This window comes from Deinococcus aerius (assembly GCF_002897375.1).
In the GTDB taxonomy this organism is placed as follows: Bacteria; Deinococcota; Deinococci; order Deinococcales; family Deinococcaceae; genus Deinococcus; species Deinococcus aerius.
In genome coordinates this window covers 215,369-236,768 of record NZ_BFAG01000004.1, presented here as the reverse complement: position 1 = coordinate 236,768, position 21,400 = coordinate 215,369, and the positions used below count along the sequence as shown (strand labels likewise).

General features: G+C 70.7%; 18 protein-coding genes. 5 read left to right on the top strand and 13 right to left on the bottom strand.

Annotated features, from left to right (window positions below; genetic code table 11):
• Positions 1-28: 28 nt before the first annotated feature.
• Positions 29-1,480, bottom strand: a complete 1,452-nt coding sequence (locus DAERI_RS07995; protein WP_103128894.1) for a sensor domain-containing diguanylate cyclase — start codon at positions 1,478-1,480, stop codon at positions 29-31.
• Entirely contained in the window at positions 1,464-3,002 is a 1,539-nt protein-coding gene (locus DAERI_RS07990) for a hypothetical protein (RefSeq protein ID WP_103128893.1), read from the bottom strand. The genes DAERI_RS07995 and DAERI_RS07990 overlap by 17 nt, the downstream gene beginning before the upstream one ends.
• A 57-nt stretch (positions 3,003-3,059) precedes the next feature.
• Here DAERI_RS07990 and abc-f point away from each other — a divergent pair, with 57 nt between their 5' ends.
• Positions 3,060-4,931 (top strand): ribosomal protection-like ABC-F family protein, encoded by a 1,872-nt coding sequence (gene abc-f, locus DAERI_RS07985; protein WP_103128892.1) that lies wholly within the window; start codon positions 3,060-3,062, stop codon positions 4,929-4,931.
• A 63-nt stretch (positions 4,932-4,994) separates the two neighbouring features.
• Here the strand turns inward: abc-f and DAERI_RS07980 are convergent, their stop codons facing one another.
• The 10 genes from DAERI_RS07980 to DAERI_RS07935 form a co-directional block, all read right to left on the bottom strand.
• Entirely contained in the window at positions 4,995-5,936 is a 942-nt protein-coding gene (locus DAERI_RS07980; RefSeq protein ID WP_165794126.1) for an Ig-like domain-containing protein, read from the bottom strand.
• A gap of 194 nt (positions 5,937-6,130) precedes the next feature.
• On the bottom strand, positions 6,131-7,459 hold the full coding sequence (locus DAERI_RS07975) for an erythromycin esterase family protein (RefSeq protein ID WP_103128890.1): 1,329 nt from the start codon (positions 7,457-7,459) through the stop codon (positions 6,131-6,133).
• Positions 7,460-7,463: 4 nt separating this feature from the next.
• Positions 7,464-8,129: a phosphoribosyltransferase gene (locus DAERI_RS07970; protein WP_103128889.1), complete on the bottom strand. Its 666-nt coding sequence runs from the start codon at positions 8,127-8,129 to the stop codon at positions 7,464-7,466.
• Positions 8,130-8,187: 58 nt separating this feature from the next.
• Positions 8,188-9,087: a phosphotransferase family protein gene (locus DAERI_RS07965; protein ID WP_103128888.1), complete on the bottom strand. Its 900-nt coding sequence runs from the start codon at positions 9,085-9,087 to the stop codon at positions 8,188-8,190.
• A 178-nt stretch (positions 9,088-9,265) separates the two neighbouring features.
• Positions 9,266-10,486, bottom strand: coding sequence for a toxic anion resistance protein (locus DAERI_RS07960; protein ID WP_103128887.1), 1,221 nt, complete (start codon positions 10,484-10,486; stop codon positions 9,266-9,268).
• Between the two features lie 80 nt (positions 10,487-10,566).
• Complete coding sequence (locus DAERI_RS07955; RefSeq protein ID WP_103128886.1) at positions 10,567-11,637, bottom strand: NAD(P)-dependent alcohol dehydrogenase; 1,071 nt, start codon at positions 11,635-11,637, stop codon at positions 10,567-10,569.
• 102 nt (positions 11,638-11,739) lie between these two features.
• Positions 11,740-13,248 (bottom strand): mannitol dehydrogenase family protein, encoded by a 1,509-nt coding sequence (locus tag DAERI_RS07950; RefSeq protein ID WP_103128885.1) that lies wholly within the window; start codon positions 13,246-13,248, stop codon positions 11,740-11,742.
• 120 nt (positions 13,249-13,368) lie between these two features.
• Entirely contained in the window at positions 13,369-14,214 is an 846-nt protein-coding gene (locus tag DAERI_RS07945) for a carbohydrate ABC transporter permease (RefSeq protein ID WP_103128884.1), read from the bottom strand.
• Between the two features lies 1 nt (position 14,215).
• Positions 14,216-15,148: a carbohydrate ABC transporter permease gene (locus tag DAERI_RS07940; RefSeq protein WP_103128883.1), complete on the bottom strand. Its 933-nt coding sequence runs from the start codon at positions 15,146-15,148 to the stop codon at positions 14,216-14,218.
• Between the two features lie 89 nt (positions 15,149-15,237).
• Complete coding sequence (locus DAERI_RS07935) at positions 15,238-16,578, bottom strand: ABC transporter substrate-binding protein (protein WP_103128882.1); 1,341 nt, start codon at positions 16,576-16,578, stop codon at positions 15,238-15,240.
• A gap of 238 nt (positions 16,579-16,816) precedes the next feature.
• Here DAERI_RS07935 and DAERI_RS07930 point away from each other — a divergent pair, with 238 nt between their 5' ends.
• A complete protein-coding gene (locus tag DAERI_RS07930) occupies positions 16,817-17,851 on the top strand; it encodes a LacI family DNA-binding transcriptional regulator (RefSeq protein WP_103128881.1) in 1,035 nt (344 codons plus the stop codon).
• Positions 17,852-17,944: 93 nt separating this feature from the next.
• Here DAERI_RS07930 and DAERI_RS07925 read toward each other — a convergent pair whose 3' ends face one another.
• Positions 17,945-18,790 carry a protease complex subunit PrcB family protein gene (locus DAERI_RS07925; RefSeq protein WP_103128880.1) on the bottom strand — a complete coding sequence of 282 codons (846 nt, stop codon included), beginning with the start codon at positions 18,788-18,790 and terminating at the stop codon, positions 17,945-17,947.
• Positions 18,791-18,861: 71 nt separating this feature from the next.
• Between DAERI_RS07925 and gatC the strand changes: the two genes are divergently transcribed.
• From gatC to DAERI_RS07910, 3 genes are all read left to right on the top strand, one after another.
• Complete coding sequence (gene gatC, locus DAERI_RS07920) at positions 18,862-19,152, top strand: Asp-tRNA(Asn)/Glu-tRNA(Gln) amidotransferase subunit GatC (RefSeq protein WP_103128936.1); 291 nt, start codon at positions 18,862-18,864, stop codon at positions 19,150-19,152.
• Between the two features lie 70 nt (positions 19,153-19,222).
• Positions 19,223-20,518: a serine--tRNA ligase gene (serS, locus tag DAERI_RS07915; RefSeq protein WP_103128879.1), complete on the top strand. Its 1,296-nt coding sequence runs from the start codon at positions 19,223-19,225 to the stop codon at positions 20,516-20,518.
• Positions 20,519-20,625: 107 nt separating this feature from the next.
• On the top strand, positions 20,626-21,345 hold the full coding sequence (locus DAERI_RS07910; protein ID WP_103128878.1) for a hypothetical protein: 720 nt from the start codon (positions 20,626-20,628) through the stop codon (positions 21,343-21,345).
• Positions 21,346-21,400 lie beyond the last annotated feature (55 nt).

The window sequence follows — 21,400 nt, the reverse complement described above, 5'->3', positions numbered from 1 at the left end:
TTTCCTTTCTGTCTGACGGCCGACCGCTCTACTCCCGCTGCTCCTGCTGGTACTTCATCCGGTAGCGGCTGCGGCTGGCCGCCTCCACCAGATCGGTCGGGGTGCGGGTTTCCGGGCCGGTGGCGGCGGCGCCCACGCTGGCTCGCACGGTCAGGTCGCGGTAGCTCAGGCCGTCCACGGACTGCTGCACGCCCTCGCTCAGGCGGGTGAGGTCGGCGGGCCGGGCGTTGTCGAGCAGGACGGCGAACTCGTCGGGACCCCAGCGGAAGACCATGTCGCCCCGGCGCTTGGAGGACTGGAGCCGGGTGGCGAGCTGGCGCAGCACCTCGTCCCCGGCGGCGCGGCCATAGGTCTCGTTGACCCGCCGGAAGCCGCTGAGGTCCACGAGCAGCAGCCCGATGGGGCGCCCGGCGCGGCCCGGCCAGCGGTCCTCGATGGCGCGGGTAAAGGCGAGGCGGTTGCCGAAGCCGGTGAGGGGGTCGCGGGTGCCCAGGTTTCGCAGGGTCCACCAGCGTTCCAGAGCGACCAGGGCGGTCCCCACGATGGCGGCAAGCGAGACCGTCATCCCCGGGAACAGCACATTCACCAGCCACAGCGGCACTGCCAGGCCGAGCGCCCCCAGCGCGATCACAAAGCCCCACAGGCCCCGCACGAGCACGGCGAGCACGGCGGCGGCCACCGCCAGCAGCGCGGTGAGCCACAGCGGCAATTTCAGCAGCGGCGCGCCCAGCAGTGTGGACACCGCCCGCGCGTGGAGGAGTACGGCGGGCGTGACCTCCCCCGCCACGTCGCGCCAGGCGGCACCGGGCCGCCCCTCGGCCGTCAGCCCGATCAGGACCACCCGGCCCTGGAGGTCCCCGAAGCGCACGTTGCCGTTCACCACGTCCCGGAAGGGGATGACGGCCAGGTGCGCGGGGTCGCCCCGGCGGTGGCGCAGGAGCTGGGGCCGGGTCTCCAGCGGCACGGGCTGCCCGGCACTCACCGCGAGCTGGCGGGCGAAGGACGGTTGGAGGGCTCCGCCGGGGGCCGGGTAGGCCGTCTGGAAGCGGCGCACCGTGCCGCCCGGGTCGGTATTCAGCGTATCCACCCCCGTCCGCGCCCGGGGCACGGCGAGCGTCTCCCCCGGCTCCACCGCCACCACGACGTTCGGGCGGGCGAAGATTGTGGTCAGCGCCCCACCCCCACCCAGGTCGGAAAGGGGCAGGTCGAGGCCGACCGTCTGCACCCCCGCCTCGTCCAGGGTCCGCAGGGCCTGCCCGTACAGGCCGCGCGGCCAGCCCGGCAGCGGGCCGTAGTCTTGCAGCGAGGCGTCGTCGATGCCCACGACGACCACGCGCGGGTCGGGGGGCGCGGGCAGGGCGCGGTTCAGCGTGTCCCACAGCCGATCGTTGTCGGGAAGCGCGAGCGCCAGCCCCAGCGCGAGCAGGGCCGCGGCGGGCACCATCAGCCGCGTGAGGCGGCGGTCAGGAGAGGACCGCATGGGCCTCGTTCCCCGCCTCATCGCGCACGGTCAGGCGGACGGGCGTGCCCGGGGCCGGGAGGGTCAGGCGGAACGTGCCCGCGCCCCCCGCCAGCAGAACCGACTGCCGGAAACTCTCCCCGCCCAGGTTCGCGGTCAGGTCCACCCGCCCCGCCCCGGCGTCGCGCACGCTGCCGCTCAGCAGGAGGACCCGGCCCGTGCGCTCGGCGCGCACTCCTGACAGGGTCGGGGGCGTGCGGTCAATGGTGACCTTCAGGAGGCGCGTGCGCAGTTGCCCCCGCCCCTCGGCCCGGACCTGGACCGTGTGCGGCCCCTCGCTCAGGGCCGCGCCGCTCAGGCGGAAGCGCCCGGGCTGGCCGTCCACCGGGGTCAGGGGAAAGGTGCGCGTGCCCACCCGGGCGACCACGCGGGCCCCCGGCAGGCTGCTCACGCCCAGCGTCAGGTCCCGCAGCGCCCTGGGGACCGGGTCGATCTGGAGGGTCAGGGCGGCCCCGGCCGGAGCGGCGGGCACGGGCGGGCGGGAAGGGGGGGTGGCCGCGGTGCGGGCCGTTCCCGCGCTGGCGACCACGCCGGGGTCCCCGAACGTCTGCGCCAGCCTCGCCGCCCCCACCCGGAACAGGCTGCCGCGCACGGCGGAACTGGCGAGCAGCGTTCCGGGCCCCCCGCCCTGGACCACGTTCAGGACGGTGCCGCGCGTGAGCCCCAGCGTGACCTCGTGGCCCAGGACGGTGCGCTCGGTGCCCAGCACGCCCAGTTCGCCCCCCGCCTGGAGGCGCAGGTAGCCGCCCCCCGCGTAGCCCACCTCGGCCCAGGCGTTGCCCCCAGTGATCAGCCGGTCCCCGGTCCCCAGGGGGGCGCCGATCCGCGCGATCTGCCGCCCCGTGTCCCCGCCCACGTAGACCGGGCCGCGCGTGGCCTGCACGGTCACCCGCCCCACCCCCGTGAACTGGGCGGCGTACCAGGGGTCCGTCTCGGCGAAGGCGCTCACCGCCCCCGAGCCCAGCGCGACCTGCCGCCCGGCATTCAGCCGCACGACCCCGCCCGCCAGCGCGAGCCGAGCGTTCCCCGCGAGCAGGGCGACCCGGCGGGGGGCCCCGTTCGTCCCCAGGTCCACCCGCGCCTGGGCGCCCCCCTCCAGCACGAGGTGGTTCCCCAGGACATGCGTGCCGACCGGCCCCCGCAGCAGGAACTGGCCCCCCTGCAGGTCCGCCTCGTCCCGGTACGCCCGCAGGCGCGACTCCGGCCCGACGAGGACCGCGCCCGAACGCCCGCCCCCGTTGCTCTCCAGCCAGACCCGCCCCGCCCCGGTCCGCAGGCCCTGGCGCACCGGAGCCGGCCCGCTGATGGCCCGCCAGGTGATCCCCTCCAGCACCTCCGCGCGGCCCAGGACCTGCTGGGCCACCAGCGGGGCGGTCTGCGCGGCGGCCGTGCCCAGCAGCAGCGGGGCGGCCAGCAGCGCGGCGAGGGCGGGACGGGACCGGCGGCGAGTGGGGGCGGCGGGGGGCCACGGGGCGGCGCTCACCCCCCCAGCTTACGGGAAAATAGGGGCGGGGGCGTGGAAAAACGTATACTGCCCGGCGTGCTGGTCGCTGTTCAGGACGCCACGAAGGAGTATGGACCCCTCACCGTCCTGTCAGGGGTGAATTTTGCCGTCGAGCCGGGCGACCGGGTGGGGCTGGTGGGCCGCAACGGGGCCGGCAAGAGCACGTTGATGAGGCTGCTCACCGGCGAGGTGCGGCCCGATGGCGGAACGGTGCGCCGCTCCCCCGGCGTGCGCGTCCGGGCACTGACCCAGGACCCGGCCTTTCCCGAAGGCTCCACCGTGGACAGCGTGCTGGAGGCGGCCTTCCACGACCTCGACGCCCTGGAGGCGGAGCTGGCCGAGGCGGCGGCGGCGATGGCGAGCGGCACTCCCGAGAGCGTGCTGCACCACGAGGAGGTGCTCGAACACTATGTCCGCCGGGGCGGGTTCGAGCGCCGGGGCCGCAAGGAGGCGGTCACCCTGGCCTTCGGCTTCCGGGGGCGCGAGGGGGAGCAGGTGTCCGGCCTCTCGGGCGGCGAGCGCACCCGCCTCGCCCTCGCCGCCCTCCTCGTGGAGAATCCCGACGTGCTGCTGCTCGACGAGCCGACGAATCACCTCGACATCGTGATGGTGGAGTGGCTGGAAACATTCCTGGGCCGCTACCCCGGCGCCGTCCTCGTGATCAGCCACGACCGGGCCTTTCTCGACGCGGTGACAAAGGAGACGGCGTACCTGCGTGGGGGGACCCTGAAGGTCTATCCGGGCGGTTACACGACCTTCCGCGAGACGCTGGACGCCGAACTGGAGCGGCAGGCGGCGCAATACGCCCAGGACGCGAAGGCCATCGCCACCCTCCAGGCGAGCGCCGACCGCATGAAGGTCTGGGGCCTGGGCATGAGCAAGCTCGCCCGCCGGGCGAAAGCCATGCAGGCCCGGGTGGACCGGATGCAGGCCCGCGCTGCGGGTGCCCCCCCGCCCGAGGAGCGCACCACCCGCATCACCTTCCACGCCCCCGAGAGCGGCGACGTGGTGCTCGACGCGCGGCATGTTTCCAAGTCGCTCGGCGGGCGAACCCTCTTCCGGGACGTGAACGTGCAACTGCGCCGGGGCGACCGGGTGGCGATCATCGGGCGCAACGGGGCGGGGAAGACCACCCTCTTGCGGACCCTGCTGGGCCTGACGCCCAGTGACGATCCGCGCGCCCGGGTGCTGACCGGCGCCCGCGTGAGCGTCGGGTACTACGACCAGGCCCTGCGCGGGGTGGACCCCTCCCAGACGCTCTACGACGTGGCCCGCGAGTACGTCCAGAAGGACGTGGAGGCGCACACGCTGCTGGGCACCTTCATGTTCCCCTACGACCAGCACGACAAGCCCGCGCGCATCCTCTCGGGCGGCGAGCGGGCGCGGCTGGCGCTGCTCAAGCTCGCGCAGGAGGACCACAACCTCCTCGTGCTCGACGAGCCGACCAACCACCTCGACATGGAGATGGTCGAGGCGCTGGAGGAGGCCCTGGGCGCCTACACGGGCACCCTCATCATGGTGAGCCACGACCGCGCCTTTATCGAGGGGCTGGCCGACCGCATCTGGCTCATCGAGGACGGGGAGTTCTACGAGTACCCCGGCTGGGAGGACTACAAGGCCAAGCACCGCCCCGTGCAGGCGGCAGAGGTCCGGCCCGAACCGAAGCCTGCCCTCGCACCAAAGGGCAAGGGCCTGTGGCACCTCAAGCGCGAGGTGGAGGTGATAGAGGCCGACATCTCCCGGCTGGAAACTGAGTTGCTCCACGCCCAGGCCGCATTGTCCAGCGCCCCGCCCGGCGCCGACTTCGTGACATTGGGGCAGGCCGTGCACGACCTCGAAGTGCAGTTGGAGGCGAGGATGGAAGCCTGGGGCGAGAAACAGGCCGAGGTGGAGGCGCGGGGGGGCTGAGGAGCCAGGGCAAAAGGGAAGAGGGAGGCGTGCCGGGCCTCCCCCTTCCCCTGGTCCCGGCGCTTACTCCACGCGGGTGATCATGATGTAGTTGATCTTGGTATTCGTCCCGCCGATGGCGTCCACCGTGAGCAGACCGTCCGTAACGGGGACTGCGTTGGCCGTGGTCGCCTCCCTGAAGGGGTTGGCACGGGTGGCGGAGAACTTGTCGATCAGCGTCACGCCCTCGACGTTGACGGTGTGCTGGCTGGGGCCGCTGTCCTGGGTGCTCTGGTTGGCGTCACCCACACCGACCGTGACGTTGTACTTGCCGGGCTCGACCCGGTACTCCCAGGCCACGTTCTCGGTGATGTGCGGCAGCTTGCAGATGTTGCCGCATTGCAGGTGAATCAGGGTGTACTGGCGCTCCTCCACCGCAGTGGTGGCGCCCAGGTCGGTGCGGCGGTCGCGGGTGTTCTTGGAGGCGTCTATGGGGGTGGGAGTCACGCTGCGGGCGGTGTCCTGGGTGACCCAGCCGTAACCACGGGTGGTGTTGTAGGGCAGGCCGTTGTCGGCGGTGTAGCCCGTCGGCACCGGACCCGCCGTCTTCACCGGGCGGAAGCTGAAGCGGGCGGTGGGGTACGCCGTTTCCGCCGCTACCACCGTGATCGTCGTCTCGCTGAAGATGTTGGTGAAGCCGGGAACCGCCGAGGCCGCGCGGATGGTGGCCTTGCCGACCGCCTTGGCGGTGATCAGGCCATTCTCGTCCACCGTCGCGACGGTCTTGTCGCTGGAGGTCCAGGTCACCGCCTGGTTGGGCAACTGCTCCACCACGTTGCCGCGAACGACGACGTGGGCCTTGGTGGTCTCACCCGGGGACAGCGTGTTCCTGTCCAGGGTGATGTTGACATCGGTGACCTCGATAACGGTCGGGGTGATCCCGCCCCCGCAGGCCATCAGGCCCAGCGAGAGGGTCAGGGCGAGCGCGACGGTGGCCGAACGGCGAAGGGGTGCTTTGTTCATCATGCGGACCTCACGTGTTTTAAGGGGGCGGATATGGCGAGAACGGGAGAGGGACGTGTGTGCAGCCGCCTCACCCCATGTCATATCCAGCCGTGCGACATCAAAACGTTAATGGCAGCGTTAATAGCGTGAGATTACGGGTCGTCGCCATGTGGGCACGAAACGGGGAGAGGGCAGGTTCGTTCTCCCCTGTGCCCCTACTGCCCGAAGGGGAAGGTGTCGGCCACCTCTTCCGCCTCATCCCCGGCGGTCGCGTCGAGGGGCACCACGGCGCTCGTCTCGTCGAAATGCAGGAGGGCGTCGTACATCTCGGCTGGCCGGGTGTGGACGTAGTGGCTCCACCGCTCGGTCTCAGGCCGGTAGATCACGCCGATGAAGCGTTGCAGCCGCTCGTCCCGCAGCCCATCCGCCACGTCTGGGCTACGCAGGTCGAGCCAGAAGTCGCCGCCAACCTGGTGCAGCACGTCCTCCAGGCTGCCGGGCAGGCCGGGTCGCACCCGCCCCGTGCGGGCAGGCTCGCCCCAGTCGCCTGCGGCGGTCACGGTGCCGTGGTGGGTGCTCTGGCCGATGATGAAGGTCTCCTCGGGCCACCGTTCGCGCGTGAGTTGCCCCAGGTTGAGTTCGCCGCGCAGCCAGCCCATCTCGCTCGCGCGGGCGTCGCCCAGGTGCGAGTTGTGCGCCCACACCACGATCTTGGGTCGGCGGCCCTGCCCCTCGCCGTGTTCGACCAGGGCCTCCAGCGTCTCGGCCATGTGCGAGTCGCGGATGTTCCACGACTCGTCGCGGCCCCGGAACATCGCCCGGTAGTAATTCTCGGCGTTGATCGCCAGCCGCGCGTTCTGCTCGGCGTAAAAGTGCTCGTCCTCGCCCAGCGGTCCGCGGCTGGGCTCCGCCTCCCGCCGCTGGAGTTCGAGGAGCTGGGTCACGGCGGCGTCCTCGCAGGGCTCGCGGTTGCCGTACTCGGTCGCGTAGCCGTAGGCCTGGGGATTCTCGCCGAAGTGGTCGAAGCAGGCGTAGCGCTTCCGTGCGCGGGCCGCCGCCTCGGGGTCCACCGTGTCCAGGTACTCGACGACCGCCCGCATGGAGCGGTGCAGGCTGTAGAGGTCCAGGCCGTAGAAGCCCGCCTCCGCGCCCGGGTGGCGCCCGTTGTGGCCCCGCAGCCATTCCACGAAGTGGTGGACATCCTCGTTGCGCCACATCCACTTCGGGAAACGCTGGAAGTCCTCCAGGGCCTCCTCGGCGCTGCCGTCCTCGCTCTGGCCGCGCACGTAGCGGTTCACCCGGTAGGCGTCGGGCCAGTCGGCCTCCACCGCGACCGCCGTGAAGCCCCGCTCCTCGATCAGCCGCCGGGTCAGCCGCGCCCGCTCCCGGTAGAACTCATGGGTGCCGTGCGACGCCTCGCCGATGAGGACGAAGCGCGCGTCACCGATGCGTTCCAGCAACTCGTCGTAGTCGTGGGAGGCGCCGGAGAGGGGCCGGGCGGCGTCTTGCAAGGTCTGGATGAGGTCGGCTTCGGCGTGGGGCATGGCGTCACTCCTGGGTGGGGTGGAGGGAGGCGGCGCGGGTGAGCAGGTCGCGCACCTCGTCGTCGGTGGTCTGGTGGAAGTCGGCGTAAAACTGGCCGACCGCCATGAAGTCGCCCGGGGTGAACAGGCACACCACCTCGTCGGCCTGGGTCTCCAGCATCCGGCAGGCCTCGGGTGGGGCGACGGGCACGGCGACCACCGCGCGGGCGGGGGAGAGGGAGCGCAGCGCCTGGAGCCCGGCGCGCAGGGTGGCCCCGGTCGCCACGCCGTCGTCGATCAGCAGCGCGGTGCGCCCCTCGACCGGCGCCGGGGTGCGGCCCTCGCGGTACGCGCGCTCCCGCCGGGCGAGTTCGGCCTGCTCGCGCGCCTCGACGGCGGCGATGGCCCGTTCCGACACGCCCGCACGGCGCACCAGATCGTCGTTCAGCACCCGCACGCCGCCGGACGCGATGGCGCCCATCGCCACCTCCTCGTGCCCGGGCAGGCCGAGCTTGCGGACGAGGAACACGTCGAGGGGTGCGCGCAGGGCATACGCGACCTCGTAGGCGACCGGCACACCGCCCCGGGGAAGCGCGAGCACGGTCGTATCCGGCCAGCCGTGCCGTTCCAGCAGCCTTGCCGCGAGCTGCCGCCCCGCGTCCCGGCGGTCGAGAAAGCGGTCCTGGGCCATATCGAACCCCCGCCCCGATTGTCGGCGCCCCCCCCGAGCGGTGCCAGCCGTCTTCGCTTTAGGCCCCGTTGGCAGGGCGCTCATGCGGGGAGGACCGCGCCCCCGCCAGCCGCGCCAGACAGCCCCGGGCAAAGGTCACGGCTTCCGCCGTCCGGGCCGGGCGGTTCAGGGTGACGGCGCGGCTGGCCCGGTGAAAGGCGAGGAGCAGGCCGAACAGGGCCGCCTCGCGCCCGCAGGGGAGGGCCGCTGCCCGTGCCACTTCCACCGCCGCAGGCCAGCCGTGGAAGTAGGCGAGGCTCGCCACATCCCAGGCGGGTGGGCCGATGGCAGCGTCCCCGAAGTCCAGCAGGGCGGCCAGTCGGCCCGCCTGCCAGCGGAATTGCTCGCCGTGCAGGTCGGTGTGGCAGAGGGCCGTTCTGCCCCCGATCACGTCCCGCAGGTCCCCCTCCAACCCGGCCAGCGGCCCGGCGAGGTCGGGGGCGGCGACGATCAGGGGATGTCCTGTGAGGCCCGTTGTTCCGAACGGCCAGACCTCCTCAAGGCGGGTTCGCAGACCGTCCGCGGGTGTACAAGCGAGGCCTTGGAAGAGGTCCGCCCGGTCCTCCAGTAGCCCGTAGCCCGAGTGGGGGAGGGCGTGGAGGACGGCCAGCGCGCCGCCCAGGTCCGCCCAGCCTGCCGGGGAAGGCCTGCTCCCGTCTCCGCCCGCCAGGGTGTCCACCGTGAAGGCCCGGCCGGACGGGAGGAGGCCGACCTCCAGCACCTCCGGCGTGGGCACTCCGGCGGCGCGAAGGGCTCGGCGAACGGCGGCCTCCACGGTCAACCGGGCATCCTGCTCAGGGACGGTGAGTCGGGCCACCCGTCTCCCATCCGTGTACGCCACACAGGTAGCGCCAGACGCCAGGAACCGCGCGGAAGGCCCCAAGACCACCCGCGCGTCCTGCTCGTCAATCCCCGGCATCCCTGCCCGGCAGGAAAAAGGGGTGGTTCAGATCGGTGTTGTCCACGACCATGCCCGCGTATCCGTGATGTCGAGTTCCGGCGTTCGCACCCCGCCGAGAAGCAGGAGCATTGCAGCTCCGATCTTTGGGAGGATCACGTGCTCGGCGACCCCTGGTGGTGGAAAGCCCTGGCGTCCCTCAAAGCTTCAGGTCACCCTTCTCGGTCACGTTCAGCCCCTGCGCCACCTCGCGCGAGGCGTTCTGGCGCTCGCGGTCGAGGTAGGTCTGCGCCTGGCCGACCTCACGGCTCAGCACCTGGATGGTGTCCTTGAAGCGGTCGAGGGCCTGGGCGCGGTAGGTGCTGATCGCGTCGAGCGCGCCGTAGACCTCGCGGAAGGCGTTCTGGATCACCTGCGGGTCCACCGTCGCGCTGCCCGCCTGCTTCTGAATCTCGGTGGACTGCTGGCGCAGGAGGCTGGCGGTCGAACCGATCATGCGGCCCGTCGTGTTGTTCAGCGCCGTGACCTGGCCCAGCACCGCCTGCTGGGTGCCCAGGGCCTGCGCGACCATGATCGCCGTCCTGAGGGCACTCACCGTGGTCGTCGTCGCCCGGTCCACCCCCTTGATGAGTTCGAGGTTGTTGCGCCGCACGAGGTCGAGCGCGAGGTAGCCCTGAATCCCGACCGCGAGTTGCGTGAGCAGGTCGGTCACCCGCTGGCGCACCGCGAAGAGCAGTTCCTCGCGCACGATGCGGGCCTTCTCGGGGTCGGTGCTCTCCAGCAGGGCCAGGCGCTGCGTGAGGGCGTCGTCCACCGCCTTGCCGACGTGGGCGTACTGGCGCAGCTTCTGCATGGTCTCCCAGAGGTGGACCTTTTCCGTCTCGATGCTCGCGTTGTCGCGCCGCAGCTCGTCCTGCGAGCGGTAGAGCGTCTCCAGAATGGCGTTGAGGTGGCTCTGGGCGCTCTGGTAGCGGTCCAGGGCGTTCTGGGCCTTGCGCCCACCCGGCAGCTTGCCGAAGAAGCCGCGCATGGTGGGCGTGCGGCTGGGGTCGAGGTCCTCCACCGTGCGGCGCAGGTCGGTCAGGCCCTTCAGGATGTCGCTGCCCTCGGCGAGGGCTCCGGCGCGGGTGGCGCGCAGCGGGCGCTCCAGCATCCGGCTCGACACCTGCGCCGCCGCCCGCTGCTCCGGGGCGCCCAGGTCATGCACGGCGTCGAGCTTGCGCTTGAACTCCGGGCTGTGGGTGCCCGCGTGCAGCACGTCCTCGACAAAGGCCCGCGCCATCGTGTCCAGCCGGGCGCGGTCCTCGGGCGAGAGGGGCACCATGTCGGGGGCCTCCTGCGCCGGAACCTGTGGCACCGCCGCCGGAGCGTTCAGCAGCGACTCGGGGGGCGTCAGCGGCTCGGGTTTATCGGCACTCATGCCCCACAGTACGCCCCCCGGGGGTCAGGGGTTGCATCCGGCAAAAGGCGTATGGGTGCCGGAGGGCACATCACGGCAGGTCAGCCCACGTCGATCATGACCTTCATGCTCGTGCGCTTCTCGCGGTCGGCGAACTCGAAGGCCTCGGGCGTCCGGTCGAAGGTGTAGCGGTGCGTCACCAGGGCGTCGAGGTCCACCGCGCCCCTCTCCACGAGTGCGATGGCCGCCGGGTAGCAGTTGGCGTAGCGAAACACGCCCCGGATGCTGACCTCCCGGCTGGCCGCGCTCACGATGTCGAGGCTGACCTCGGGATCAGGCGGCAGGCCCACCAGGACGGTCGTTCCACCAGGACGAGGCGCGGCCAGGCTCAGGCGGGTGGTCGGCAGGCTCCCCGCCGTCTCGAAGGCCACGTCCACCCCGGCGTGCGAGAGCGGGAGGTCGCCCCGGGTGATCTCCTTGACGCGCTGAATCGGGTCCTCGTGCCGCGCGTTGATCGTGTGCGTCGCCCCGACCCTCCGCGCCAGGTCGAGTCGGAAGTCCTCCAGGTCGGCGGCAATGAGGGTCGTCGCCCCCGCCGCCTTGGCCGCCTGAAGCGTCGTGCAACCGATAGGCCCGGCCCCGAAGACGGCGACGCTCTGCCCGGGCGAGACCGCTCCCTTCCGCGCCGCCCAGACACCCACGGCCAGAGGTTCGATCAAGGCGCCCGCATCGTCGCTGAGCGTGTCGGGGAGCCTGAAGGTGAAGTCGTCGGGCCAGATCACATGCTCCGACAGTGCCCCGTGGACGGGCGGGGTCGCCATAAAGGTCATCTCCGGGCAGAGGTTGTACTCGCCGCGCTTGCAGTAGGCGCAGCGGCGGCAGGAGTAGCCGGGCTCCAGCGCCACGCGGTCACCGGGCCGCACGCGGGTCACGCCCTCGCCCACCGCGTCCACCACGCCCATGACCTCGTGGCCGAGGATGAGCGGCGCCTCGACCACGAACCCCCCGATCCTGCCGTGCGTGTAGTAGTGAACGTCGCTGCCGCACACGCCGATGCGCCGCACCCGCACGCGGACCTCCCGGGGGCCGGGCGCCGCCACCTCGCGCGTCTCCCAGCGCAGGTCGCGGATGCCGTGGAGGACGCTGGTGCGGGAGGAGCGGGAGTCTGTCATGCTTTCACCTTCTCGCGCGGCCCGGCGAGGCGGAAGGGGTCGAGGGTGGTCATGGAGCCCCCTGGGTGGGGAAAAGGGCCGGGTGTGGGGGTTGTCCCACGTTCACTCCGGCCGCGAGCCGACCGGGGCTCCGGTGGGGTTCTGGGCAGCGGCCTGAATCGCCCCCAGCACTCCCTCCCGGCGCAGACGGTCCCGCGCCTCCAGGTACGCCGAGCGGAAGCGGGCGCTTTGCCCCAGGTCCCCGAAGATGTCCCGGAGGTCCAGGAACGCGCCCGGCTGCCCGGCCTCGCGGAGGGCGGCGTCCGTCAGGCGTTCGGCCCGGGGGTCCACCAGGGGCGGGAAGCGCCCCTCCTGCACGGCGGCGACGTACAGGCTCCACGCGGCGATGACCAGCGCCGAGCGCCCGATCTCCCCGCCCGAGGCCAGTTGCTCCCCGACGACCGGGAGCAGGAACTTGGGGATGCGCTCCGAGCCCTCCACGACCAGGCGGGCCAGGGTGTCCCCGATGGCGGGGTTGGCGAAGCGGGCGATGAGTTCCTGTTGGTAGGCCGCCAGGTCGACCCCCGGCACCGGGCGCAGGGTGGGCGTGGCCTCGTGGGCCATGTAGCCCAGCAGGAACTCCACGAAGGCCGGGTGCTGGCAGACCTCGTGCGCGTAGGTGAAGCCCGCCAGCAATCCCAGATGCCCCATCGCCTGGTGCGAGGCGTTCAGCAGCCGCAGCTTCATCAGCTCGTAGGGCTCCACGTCACCCACGACCTGCACCCCGACCTCTTCCAGCGGGGGCCGCCCCAGGGTGAAGTGATCCTCCAGCACCCACTGGGTGAACGACTCGGCCACCACCGGCCACTCGTCGTCGATGCCGTACTCGTCCGCCACCTGCTGCCGCATCTGCGGGGTGGTCACGGGCGTGATGCGGTCGACCATCGAGTTCGGGAAGGCGACGTGCCGCGCGACCCATTCCCCCAGCTCAGGGTCCTTCAGCCGCGCGAACGCGGTAAAGGCCCGCCCCGCCACATGGCCATTCCCCTGCATGTTGTCGCAGGACATGACCGTGAAGGGAGCCAGGCCACGCTCCCGGCGGCGCCGCAGCCCCTCCGTGACGAAGCCGAAGACGGTCCGGGGGACCGAGCCCGGTGTCAGGTCGTGCCGCAGGTCGGGCGCCGAGGGGTCGAACTCGCCGGTCGCGTTGTTGATGCCGTAGCCGCCCTCGGTGACCGTCAGGGAGACGATCCTCGTTGCCGGGTTGGCCAGTTTCTCCAGCACCGCCTCCGGGTCGTCGGGCGCGAACAGGTATTCGCGGATCGCCCCGATAACCCGGGCCTCCGACGTGCCGTCCGGCGACCGGGTGACGAGGGTGTACAGGTTGTCCTGCCGGGCGAACACGCCCTTCATCCGGGCGTCGCCGGGCAACACGCCCACGCCGCAGATCGCCCATTCGGAGTGCCCGCCCGCGTTCAGCAGCCGGTCGAGGTACATGGCCTGGTGGGAGCGGTGAAAGCCCCCGACGCCGAAGTGGACGATGCCGGATGTGAGCTTCCCAGGGTCGTACCGGGGCACGGCGACCCTGGGGCCGAGGGTGGCGAGGGTGGACAGGTTGAGTTTGACCGTCATGGGCACTCCAGCAGGATGGGGGATCGGCGGGCCGGGCGCGGGAAGGAGAAGACCAGAAGGCGGGGCGGTTCAGCGCCGGTCTCCCTCCCCCACTTTCTGAGGCGGGGTTCCGGCCCGACCCTACTTCACTGCCCCGAAGCTCAGGCCGCGCACGAGCTGGCGCTGGGCGATCCAGCCGAAGACGAGCACGGGCAGCACGGTCAGGGTGGCGGCGGCGCTCAGTTGTGCCCAGAACAGGCCCTGGCTGGTCTTGAACTCGCCGATGAACACGCTCAGCGGCGCGGCGTCCGCCGAGGTGAGGTTCAGGGCGAAGAACACCTCGTTCCAGGCGAAGATCAGGGCCAGCAGCGCGGTCGCGGCGATGCCCGGCATGGAGAGCGGCAGCGCGATCCCGAAGAACTCCTGCGCCACCGAGGCGCCGTCCACCTTCGCGGCCTCGTAGATGGCGAAGGGAATCTCGGACATGTACGAGTGCATCATCCACACGACCAGGGGCAGGTTCATCGTCGTGTACATCAGGATCAGGCCGGGCAGCGTGTCGAGCAGCCCCAGGTTGCGAAACAGCAGGAAGAGGGGCACGATCACGCCCACCGCGGGCATGAACTTGGTCGAGAGCATCCAGGTCAGCACGCCCTGCGCCCGGCGGGTGGGGTACACCGCGAGCGCAAAGGCGGCGGGCAGCCCCAGGATGAAGGCGAGGAGAGTCGAGCCCAGCGCGGCGATCAGCGAATTTCTAAGCGCGGGCAGGTAGGTCGGCAGCGCCCGTTGGAAGTTGTCGAGAATCGGCGTGAAGAAGAAGACGGGCGGGGTGGCAAAAGCCTGCGCCTCGGTCTTGAAGGCGTTCAGGATCATCCACACGAGGGGAAACAGGAAGGCCAGCGCGATCAGGTAGGTCAGCAGCGTGAGCAGGATGTTGCGCCAGCGGTGGCGGTCACTGACGGTTCGGGATGCGGGTACGGTCGTCATCTCAGCCTCCCCGGTTGCTCGCGGTCGTGCGGCTGATCAGCCGCAGCAGGTACACGGCCAGGATATTGGTGAAGATCACGGTCAGCACGCCCGCCGCGCTCGCCAGCCCGATGTTGTACTCGGCGAACGCCTTCTGGTAGATGAAGTACGGCAGGTTCGTCGTGGCGATGCCCGGCCCCCCCGAGGTCGAGCCGTAGATTTCCCCGTACACCTGGAGCAGGGCGATGGTCTCCATGAGAACGACGACCTGGATGGCCTGCATCCAGTGGGGCAGGACGATGTGCTGGAATTCCTGCCAGGGGCTGGCGCCGTCGAGCCGCGCCGCCTCGATCTGGTCGTCGGGCAGGCTTTGCAGGCCGGTGAGCAGGATCAGCGCGGCAAACGGGGTCCACTCCCAGGTGATCATCATGATGACCGAGAGCATGGGGTGCTGGCCCAGCCAGTCCACGGGCGCCTGCCCGAAGCTCTGCGACACCCAGGCGAACAGGCCCGAGGTGGGGCTCAGCAGCATGTTCTTCCAGATCACCGCCGTCACGATGGGCATCACCAGGAACGAGGAGATCAGCAGGGTCCGCAGCAGCGCCCGCCCCAGAAAGTTGCGGTTGAGCAGCAGCGCCAGCGCCCCGCCGATGATCAGGGTCAGGATCAGCGTGCCGCCCGCCAGCACGACCGTGTTCAGCAGGATGCGGAGGTTCTGCGGATCGGTCAGCAGGTTCTGGTAGTTCTCCAGCCCGATGAAGGGGCGGCTGGTGGGGTCCACGAGGTTGTACCGGAAAAACGAGTAGTACACCGTCATGAAAAACGGCACCTGGGTCGTCAGGATCAGATACAGCATCGCGGGCCAGATCAGGGCGGCGGGCGTGAGCCGGATGCCGCGCTTGGGGGCGGGCGGCACCCGGGTCGTGGTGGTGGGCAGGGATTGGGCGGTGGTCATGGGGTCACCTCGGGGAAGGGGCGAGGGGGAACCGGAGGAATGCGAACGCCCCCAGTCCCCCCCACCCCAGCGTCACGTCAGGGGCCGCGTTACTTCTGGTAACCCGCTTCCCTGGCGACCCGGTTGGCCTCGTCCTGGCCCTGCTTGAGCGCCTGGTCGATGGAGGTCTGCCCGCTGAGCGCCCCCGCCATGATCTGCCCGACCCGGGTGCCCAGCGCCTGGAACTGCGGGATGGACACGTACTGGATGCCGGTGTAGGGCACCGGGTCCTTGGTGGGCCTGGTCACGTCCGCCCGGTTGATGGAGCTCAGCACGATATTGCTGAACGCCCCGGCGGCCTTCTTGTAGTTGGGGTTGGTGTAGGTGCTCGTGCGGGTGCCGGGGGGCACGGCGGCCCAGGTGCCCTTGGTCTTCGCAACGAGGTTGATGTACTCGGGGCTGGTCGCCCAGGTCAGGAACTTGAAGGCGGCGTCCTCCTTCTTGGTGCTCTTGGGAATCGCCAGGTTCCACGACCAGAACCAGTTGCTGCCGCGCGGGGTGCCGGGGCCGACCGGCGCGTTGGCAAACCCCACCGAGTTCACGATCTTGGAGGAGGAGGGGTCACTCAGGAACCCGGCGGCCACCGTCGCGTCCACCCACATGCCGCACTTGCCCTGGCTCATCAGGGTCAGGTTCTCGGTGAAGCCGTTGCTCGTCGCGCCGGGGGGGCCGTACTTCTTCAGCGTGTTCACGTAGAAGGTCAGGGCGTTCTTCCACGCCGGGGTGTTGAGCTGCGCCCGCCAGTTCTGGTCGTACCAGCGCCCGCCGAAGGTGTTCACCATCGTGGTGATAAAGGCCATGTTCTCGCCCCACCCGGGCAGGCCGCGCAGGCAGATCCCGTACACCCCCTGCGAGGGGTTGTGAATCTTGCTGGCAAAGGTCTGAATCTGCTGCCAGGTGGGGTTTTGCGGCATGGTGAGCCCCGCCTTCTTGAACAGGTCCTTGTTGTAAAAGGTCATGCTCGACTCGGCATAGAAGGGCACGGCGTACAGTTGCCCGTTCACCGTCAGCGCGCCACGGACGCTGGGCAGGATGTCATTCAGCTTGTACGAGGCGGCGATGCTGGGGTTCTTCTGGAAGAGGGGGGTGAGTGGGTCCAGCCAGCCGTTCTTGGCCCAGATCGGCACCTCGTACACGCCCACGGTGGCGATGTCAAAAGAGCCCGCGCCGCTCGCCACGTCCAGCGTGATCTTCTGGCGCAGCTCGTTTTCGGGCAGCACGACCCACTTCACGTTGATGTCGGGGTACTTCTTGTTGAACTCCGGCGTGAGCTTTTGCATCGTCACCATGTCCGGGTTGTTCACCGTGGCGATGGTGATGGTGGTCGCGGCCTGAGCGGCGCCGCCGAGGGCCAAGGTCAGAAGGACGAGCGGGAAACGGGAACGTGGCATGCGGGAACCTCCACCGGGGCGGGAGACGGCGCGGTGCGGCGCCCCCGGCACGTGGGCGGGGACGGGCAGGGTGGCCGCTCCACCCCGCGCTCTAAATGGTCTCGTGTCCATCAGTTAAACACAGCCGCACCGCCCTGTCTACGGGGGAGAAGAGCTAGCTGAACTCGGTTCATCAACCCGAATGGTCACGAGGCCAGCCGCGCCTTAGCATGGGGGCACAGGAGGCGAGGCGACTACAATGTTTCCCGTGGCTACCATCCAGGACGTCGCGCGGCTCGCGGGCGTGTCCCCCACCACCGCCAAGCGGGCGCTGCGGGAACCCGACAAGCTCTCGCCCGAGACCCTCGCCCGCGTGCGGGCCGCCGTCCAGACCCTGGAGTACGAGCCCGACCAGCGCGCGGGCAGCCTGCGCGGGGGCCAGAGCCGGACGGTCGGCCTGATCGTGGCGAGCGTCGTCGAGCCGTTTTTCGCCGAATTCGCGCGGGTGGCGGGCCGCACCCTGGCGGCGGCGGGCTACACGCTGATCATCAGCGAGAACGAGTACAGCGCCGCCCGCGAAGTCACGGAACTCCAGCGCCTCTACGGCCAGCGCGTCGCAGGCATCATCCTGCGCCCCGGGTACGGCGACGAGAGCCGCGACTACCTGCGCCGCCTCGCGGGCCGGGGCGTTCACCTGCTGGAGTTCGACTATGTCCCGCCCGGCAGCCCGTATCCCGGCCTCATGCTCGACAACGAGCGGGCGATGGAGGAGGCGGTCCGGCACCTGCACGGCCTGGGGCACGAGCGCATCGCGGCGCTGGGCACCTACCACCCGCAGATTCACCCCGAGACGCGCAGCAAGGCCTTTCCCCAGATCATGGCCGGGCTGGGGCTGACCGTTCCCGCCGAGTACCAGCGCGTCACCCTGCTCACCGAGGAGACGGCCTACCGCCTGACCCACGAGCTCATGGCCCTGAGCACACCCCCCACCGCGATCATCGCCTTGACCGGCACCGGGGGTATCGGGGCCTTCCGCGCCATCCGCGAGCGGGGCTGGCGCATCCCCGACGACCTCAGCCTCGTCACCTTCGACAACTACCCCTGGACCTCGCTTGTCACGCCGCCCATCACGGTGCTGGAGCAGCCGGTGGGGGAGATGGCGGTGAGCGCGGCGCGGGGGATGATTTCGCTCATCAGCGGTGAAGCCGTCTCCAGCCGTGTTTTCCCGGCGAAGCTGATCTCCCGCCTCAGTTGCGCCCCTCCGCGGGCCGTGCCGTCGAGCCGGGCGGGGTAGGGGCGGCGGTCCTCCGGCCCTGTCGCCCCCGTGCCACGCAAAAACCCCTTCGCGGGAAAGGGGTTTGGGAAGTTCTAACGGCTTCGGTGAACCTCAGCGGGTCTGCCCACCACCTGCGCCGGTCTGGAAGGGCCGGCCTGAGGAGTCCACCACCTGCACGCTGCGGAAGGTCCCCGGAACACGCACCAGCGTCCACGGGCTCGTGAGCGCCTGGGTGGTGATGGCCCCGGGACCGGGGGCGCGCACCTCCACCGTCAGGGTCAGGGTGTCGCCCTGCACGCTGGCCCCGGTCACCCGAACGCCGTAGCCCCCGGTGGGCCGCTGGCCCAGGAAGATGCCGACGACCGTTTCGCCCGGGCGCAGGCTGGGCACGGCGGGCGTTCCGGTCTGGCGTCCGTAGGCGAGGGTATACAGGGCGTTCAGAGCCGCCTGGCTGGTCGCCACCTGCACGGCGGTGGTGGCAACGTTGGCATTGGTGCCGCTGGCGAGTTCAGTGACCGTCACGCGGCCTCCGGCAGAGGGGGGAGTGGTGGGCGCCGCCGGGGTGCCCGTCCCCGGAGTGGTCGTCACGGTCCCGGTCGCCCCCGGGAGAGTGGGGGCCGCCCCGCTCGCCGTGAAGGTCACGAGGCTGCTGCTCAGCCCCGCCTCCCGCAGGCGTTGCAGCACGGCGACCCGCTCCACGGCGGTGCCGACCGTCACCCGCAGGCGGCCCTGGGCGGGGTCGATCTCCTTCGCCGTCAGGCCGGGCAGCCCTTCGAGCGCGGCGGAGGCGGCCTGAAGCTGCGAGAGGCGGAAGCCCGAGGGGTAGACGGGATCGGCCGCGTTCGTTGTGGCTGGGGCGGGGGCACTGAGCGGCGTGGCGGGAATCGAGTTCACGCCCTGGGCCGAGGCGTACGCACCCAGGGCCAGGGACAGGCAGAGCAGGACTTTTGCGGTCATACCCCAGCCTCGCGTGCCGCTCCTGACCGTGCATGAGTGCCCGTATACTCCCTTTCATGATTGATGCCGTCATGATTGACGCGGCGGAGGTCGAGCATCTCGCTCGCCTCGCGCGGCTGGAGCTGACCCCCGGGGAGCGGGAGACGATGCGCGCGGACCTCAACGCCATCCTCGGCTACTTTCAGCAGCTCAGCGCCGTGGACACGAGCGGGGTGGAGGAGATGCAGCGCCCGGTGGACCTCGTGAACGTGCTGCGCGAGGACGAACCCGGCGCCGTGTTCAGCCGCGACGTGGTGGAGGCCCTGGCCCCCGAGACCGAAGGCGGCTTCGTGCGCGTGCCCCGCACGGTGGAGGCCGAGTAATGGCTGGCCTCAGGCTCGGGGGCGGCCCCTCGCCTTTCTTGCCGGTCGCTGACCGGCTCTGGAGGCTGTGATGCTGGACCTCAAGTTCATCCGCGAGAACCCCGAGGCCGTGAAGCGCGCCATCGAGGTCAAGGGCGTGAACCTCGACCTGGACGAGTTGCTGCGGATCGACCGGGAGTTGGTCGCCCTGAAGCAGCAGGTCGAGGCCATGCAGACCGAGCGCAACGCGAACGCGAAACTCGTCCCGAAAGCCAGCCCCGACGAGCGCCCCCGCCTGATCCAGAAGGGCAAGGAACTCGCCGAGGAGATCAAGGCCCGCGAGCCGGAACTCCGCGCCCACGAGGACGCGCTCAAACAGCTCCTCCTGCGGGTGCCCAACATCCCCCACCCCAGCGTGCCCGTCGGGAAGGACGACTCCGAAAACGTCGAGTTGCGCCGCGAGGGCCAGCTCCCCGAATTCCCCTTCCAGCCCCTCGACCACGTCGAACTCCTCGAACGGCAGGGCTGGGCCGACCCCGAGCGGGTGGCGCGCGTCTCCGGCAGCCGCTCGTACCTCCTCAAGGGCGACGCGGTCATGCTGGAGATGGCCGTCCTCATGTTCGCGCTCGACTTCCTGCGTGGGCGCGGCCTGACCCCGCTCAGCACCACCGCCCTCGTTCGCCCCGAAACCTTTGTGGGCTCGGGCCACTTCCCCGGCGGCGAGGATCAGGTCTACAAGATCGAGGGCGACGAGCTGATGCTGGCCGGAACCGCCGAGGTGCCGGTCAACAGCCTGTACGCGGGCGAGCAGCTCTCGTCCGATCAGCTCCCCATGGCCTACGCCGCGATCAGCGCCGCCTTCCGCTCGGAGGCCGGGTCGGCGGGCCGGGACGTGCGCGGCCTGATCCGCGTCCACGAGTTCCGCAAGGTCGAGCAGTACGTGATGACCCGGGCAGACGAGGCCGAGGCGCTGCGCTGGTTTGAGGCCATTCTGGAGAATGCCGAGGCGATCCTGCGGGCGCTGGAACTCCCCTACCGCGTCGTGCAGAACTGCACGGGCGACATGGGCGCGGGCAAGGTGCTGATGTATGACATCGAGACCTGGGTGCCCAGCGAGGGGCTCTACCGCGAGACCCACTCCTGCTCGTACCTGGGCGACTGGCAGGCCCGCCGCACCGGCCTGCGCTACCGCGACGAGCACGGCAAGCTGGTGTACGCCCACACGCTCAACAACACCGGCATCGCCGCGCCGCGCATCCTGGTGCCCCTGCTCGAGAACCACCAGCGGGCGGACGGGACCATCCGCGTGCCGCAGGCCCTCCGCCCCTACCTGGGCGGGCGCGAGGTGCTGGGCGTGCCGGTGCGCGAGGTGGACGTGACGGCCTGAAGGGTCAGCATCTCCATGGGGACCGGGCTGACTCCTCCCGGTCCCCGACTTTTGGCGCGTCCACAATTTCGTCCTCAGCGCTGCATCTGGTCCCGTACTCTGGAGGGGTGAAACGTCTCGCGCTGCTGCTCCCCCTGGCCCTCGCCGCCTGCGGGCACGTCGTGGTTCCGCCCGGGGCGCTGCCGCCCCTGCGCGAGAGCGCCCTGGGGGAAACCCTGGTGCTGTCGGGCATGGCCCAGAACTGGACAGCAGGCCAGACGGCCCAGATTCGGTTCGAGCAGACCCCTGTGGGGACCGTGCGGGCGGACGGGACCTTCGGCGTCTCGATCCAGGCCAGCCCCTCCTCCCTTGCGGAGCCGTTGCCGTGGCTGCTGCCCACTCCGGCCGGCGGGGAGGAACGGGCGTGCGCGCTCCAGACCGTTACCCTCTCGGATGCACAGGCCCGGATGTACCGGCTGGACAGCTTCCTGCTGCTGACCGGCGCGGCCCAATCGTTGGGTCCCCAAACGTCTCCGGCCGTTCCGGCCCCCTTGCTGCTGCGCGAGCAGGGCGACACCAAGGTCGTCCTCGTCTACGCGGACCGGGATGTGCGCGTCAGCGGCCAGAAGTCCTGCACGGGAAAGTTCTGGCCGTGGAACGCCTCGTCCGCCGACTGGGCACAGGGATCGTCCATCAACGTGTTCCTGCGCCGGGGGTGGAACACCGTCACCCTGACCCAGAAATACCTGGGCGAGAACAAGTGGCAACTCGTCGTGCAGGGCGGAGAGACTGAGCCCCCTACGCCCTGGCGGTACAACGGCGTCCCCCTCCTGGGTGGGGGTGCCTGAAGCTGCGCCCGGAGGTCCGCCCCACCCTCCTCACCGCCCACCCGCTAGCCTGACC

Excerpts from the sequence above, each read along its gene's own strand:
- DAERI_RS07965 (WP_103128888.1), bottom strand. The coding sequence starts at position 9,087 with ATGCCGGGGATTGACGAGCAGGACGCGCGGGTGGTCTTGGGGCCTTCC.
- DAERI_RS07970 (WP_103128889.1), bottom strand. The coding sequence starts at position 8,129 with ATGGCCCAGGACCGCTTTCTCGACCGCCGGGACGCGGGGCGGCAGCTC.
- DAERI_RS07940 (WP_103128883.1), bottom strand. The coding sequence starts at position 15,148 with ATGACCACCGCCCAATCCCTGCCCACCACCACGACCCGGGTGCCGCCC.
- DAERI_RS07930 (WP_103128881.1), top strand. The coding sequence starts at position 16,817 with ATGTTTCCCGTGGCTACCATCCAGGACGTCGCGCGGCTCGCGGGCGTG.
- DAERI_RS07945 (WP_103128884.1), bottom strand. The coding sequence starts at position 14,214 with ATGACGACCGTACCCGCATCCCGAACCGTCAGTGACCGCCACCGCTGG.
- DAERI_RS07935 (WP_103128882.1), bottom strand. The coding sequence starts at position 16,578 with ATGCCACGTTCCCGTTTCCCGCTCGTCCTTCTGACCTTGGCCCTCGGC.
- gatC (WP_103128936.1), top strand. The coding sequence starts at position 18,862 with ATGATTGACGCGGCGGAGGTCGAGCATCTCGCTCGCCTCGCGCGGCTG.
- DAERI_RS07975 (WP_103128890.1), bottom strand. The coding sequence starts at position 7,459 with ATGCCCCACGCCGAAGCCGACCTCATCCAGACCTTGCAAGACGCCGCC.
- DAERI_RS07955 (WP_103128886.1), bottom strand. The coding sequence starts at position 11,637 with ATGACAGACTCCCGCTCCTCCCGCACCAGCGTCCTCCACGGCATCCGC.
- DAERI_RS07980 (WP_165794126.1), bottom strand. The coding sequence starts at position 5,936 with ATGATGAACAAAGCACCCCTTCGCCGTTCGGCCACCGTCGCGCTCGCC.
- serS (WP_103128879.1), top strand. The coding sequence starts at position 19,223 with ATGCTGGACCTCAAGTTCATCCGCGAGAACCCCGAGGCCGTGAAGCGC.
- DAERI_RS07950 (WP_103128885.1), bottom strand. The coding sequence starts at position 13,248 with ATGACGGTCAAACTCAACCTGTCCACCCTCGCCACCCTCGGCCCCAGG.
- DAERI_RS07925 (WP_103128880.1), bottom strand. The coding sequence starts at position 18,790 with ATGACCGCAAAAGTCCTGCTCTGCCTGTCCCTGGCCCTGGGTGCGTAC.
- DAERI_RS07995 (WP_103128894.1), bottom strand. The coding sequence starts at position 1,480 with ATGCGGTCCTCTCCTGACCGCCGCCTCACGCGGCTGATGGTGCCCGCC.
- DAERI_RS07960 (WP_103128887.1), bottom strand. The coding sequence starts at position 10,486 with ATGAGTGCCGATAAACCCGAGCCGCTGACGCCCCCCGAGTCGCTGCTG.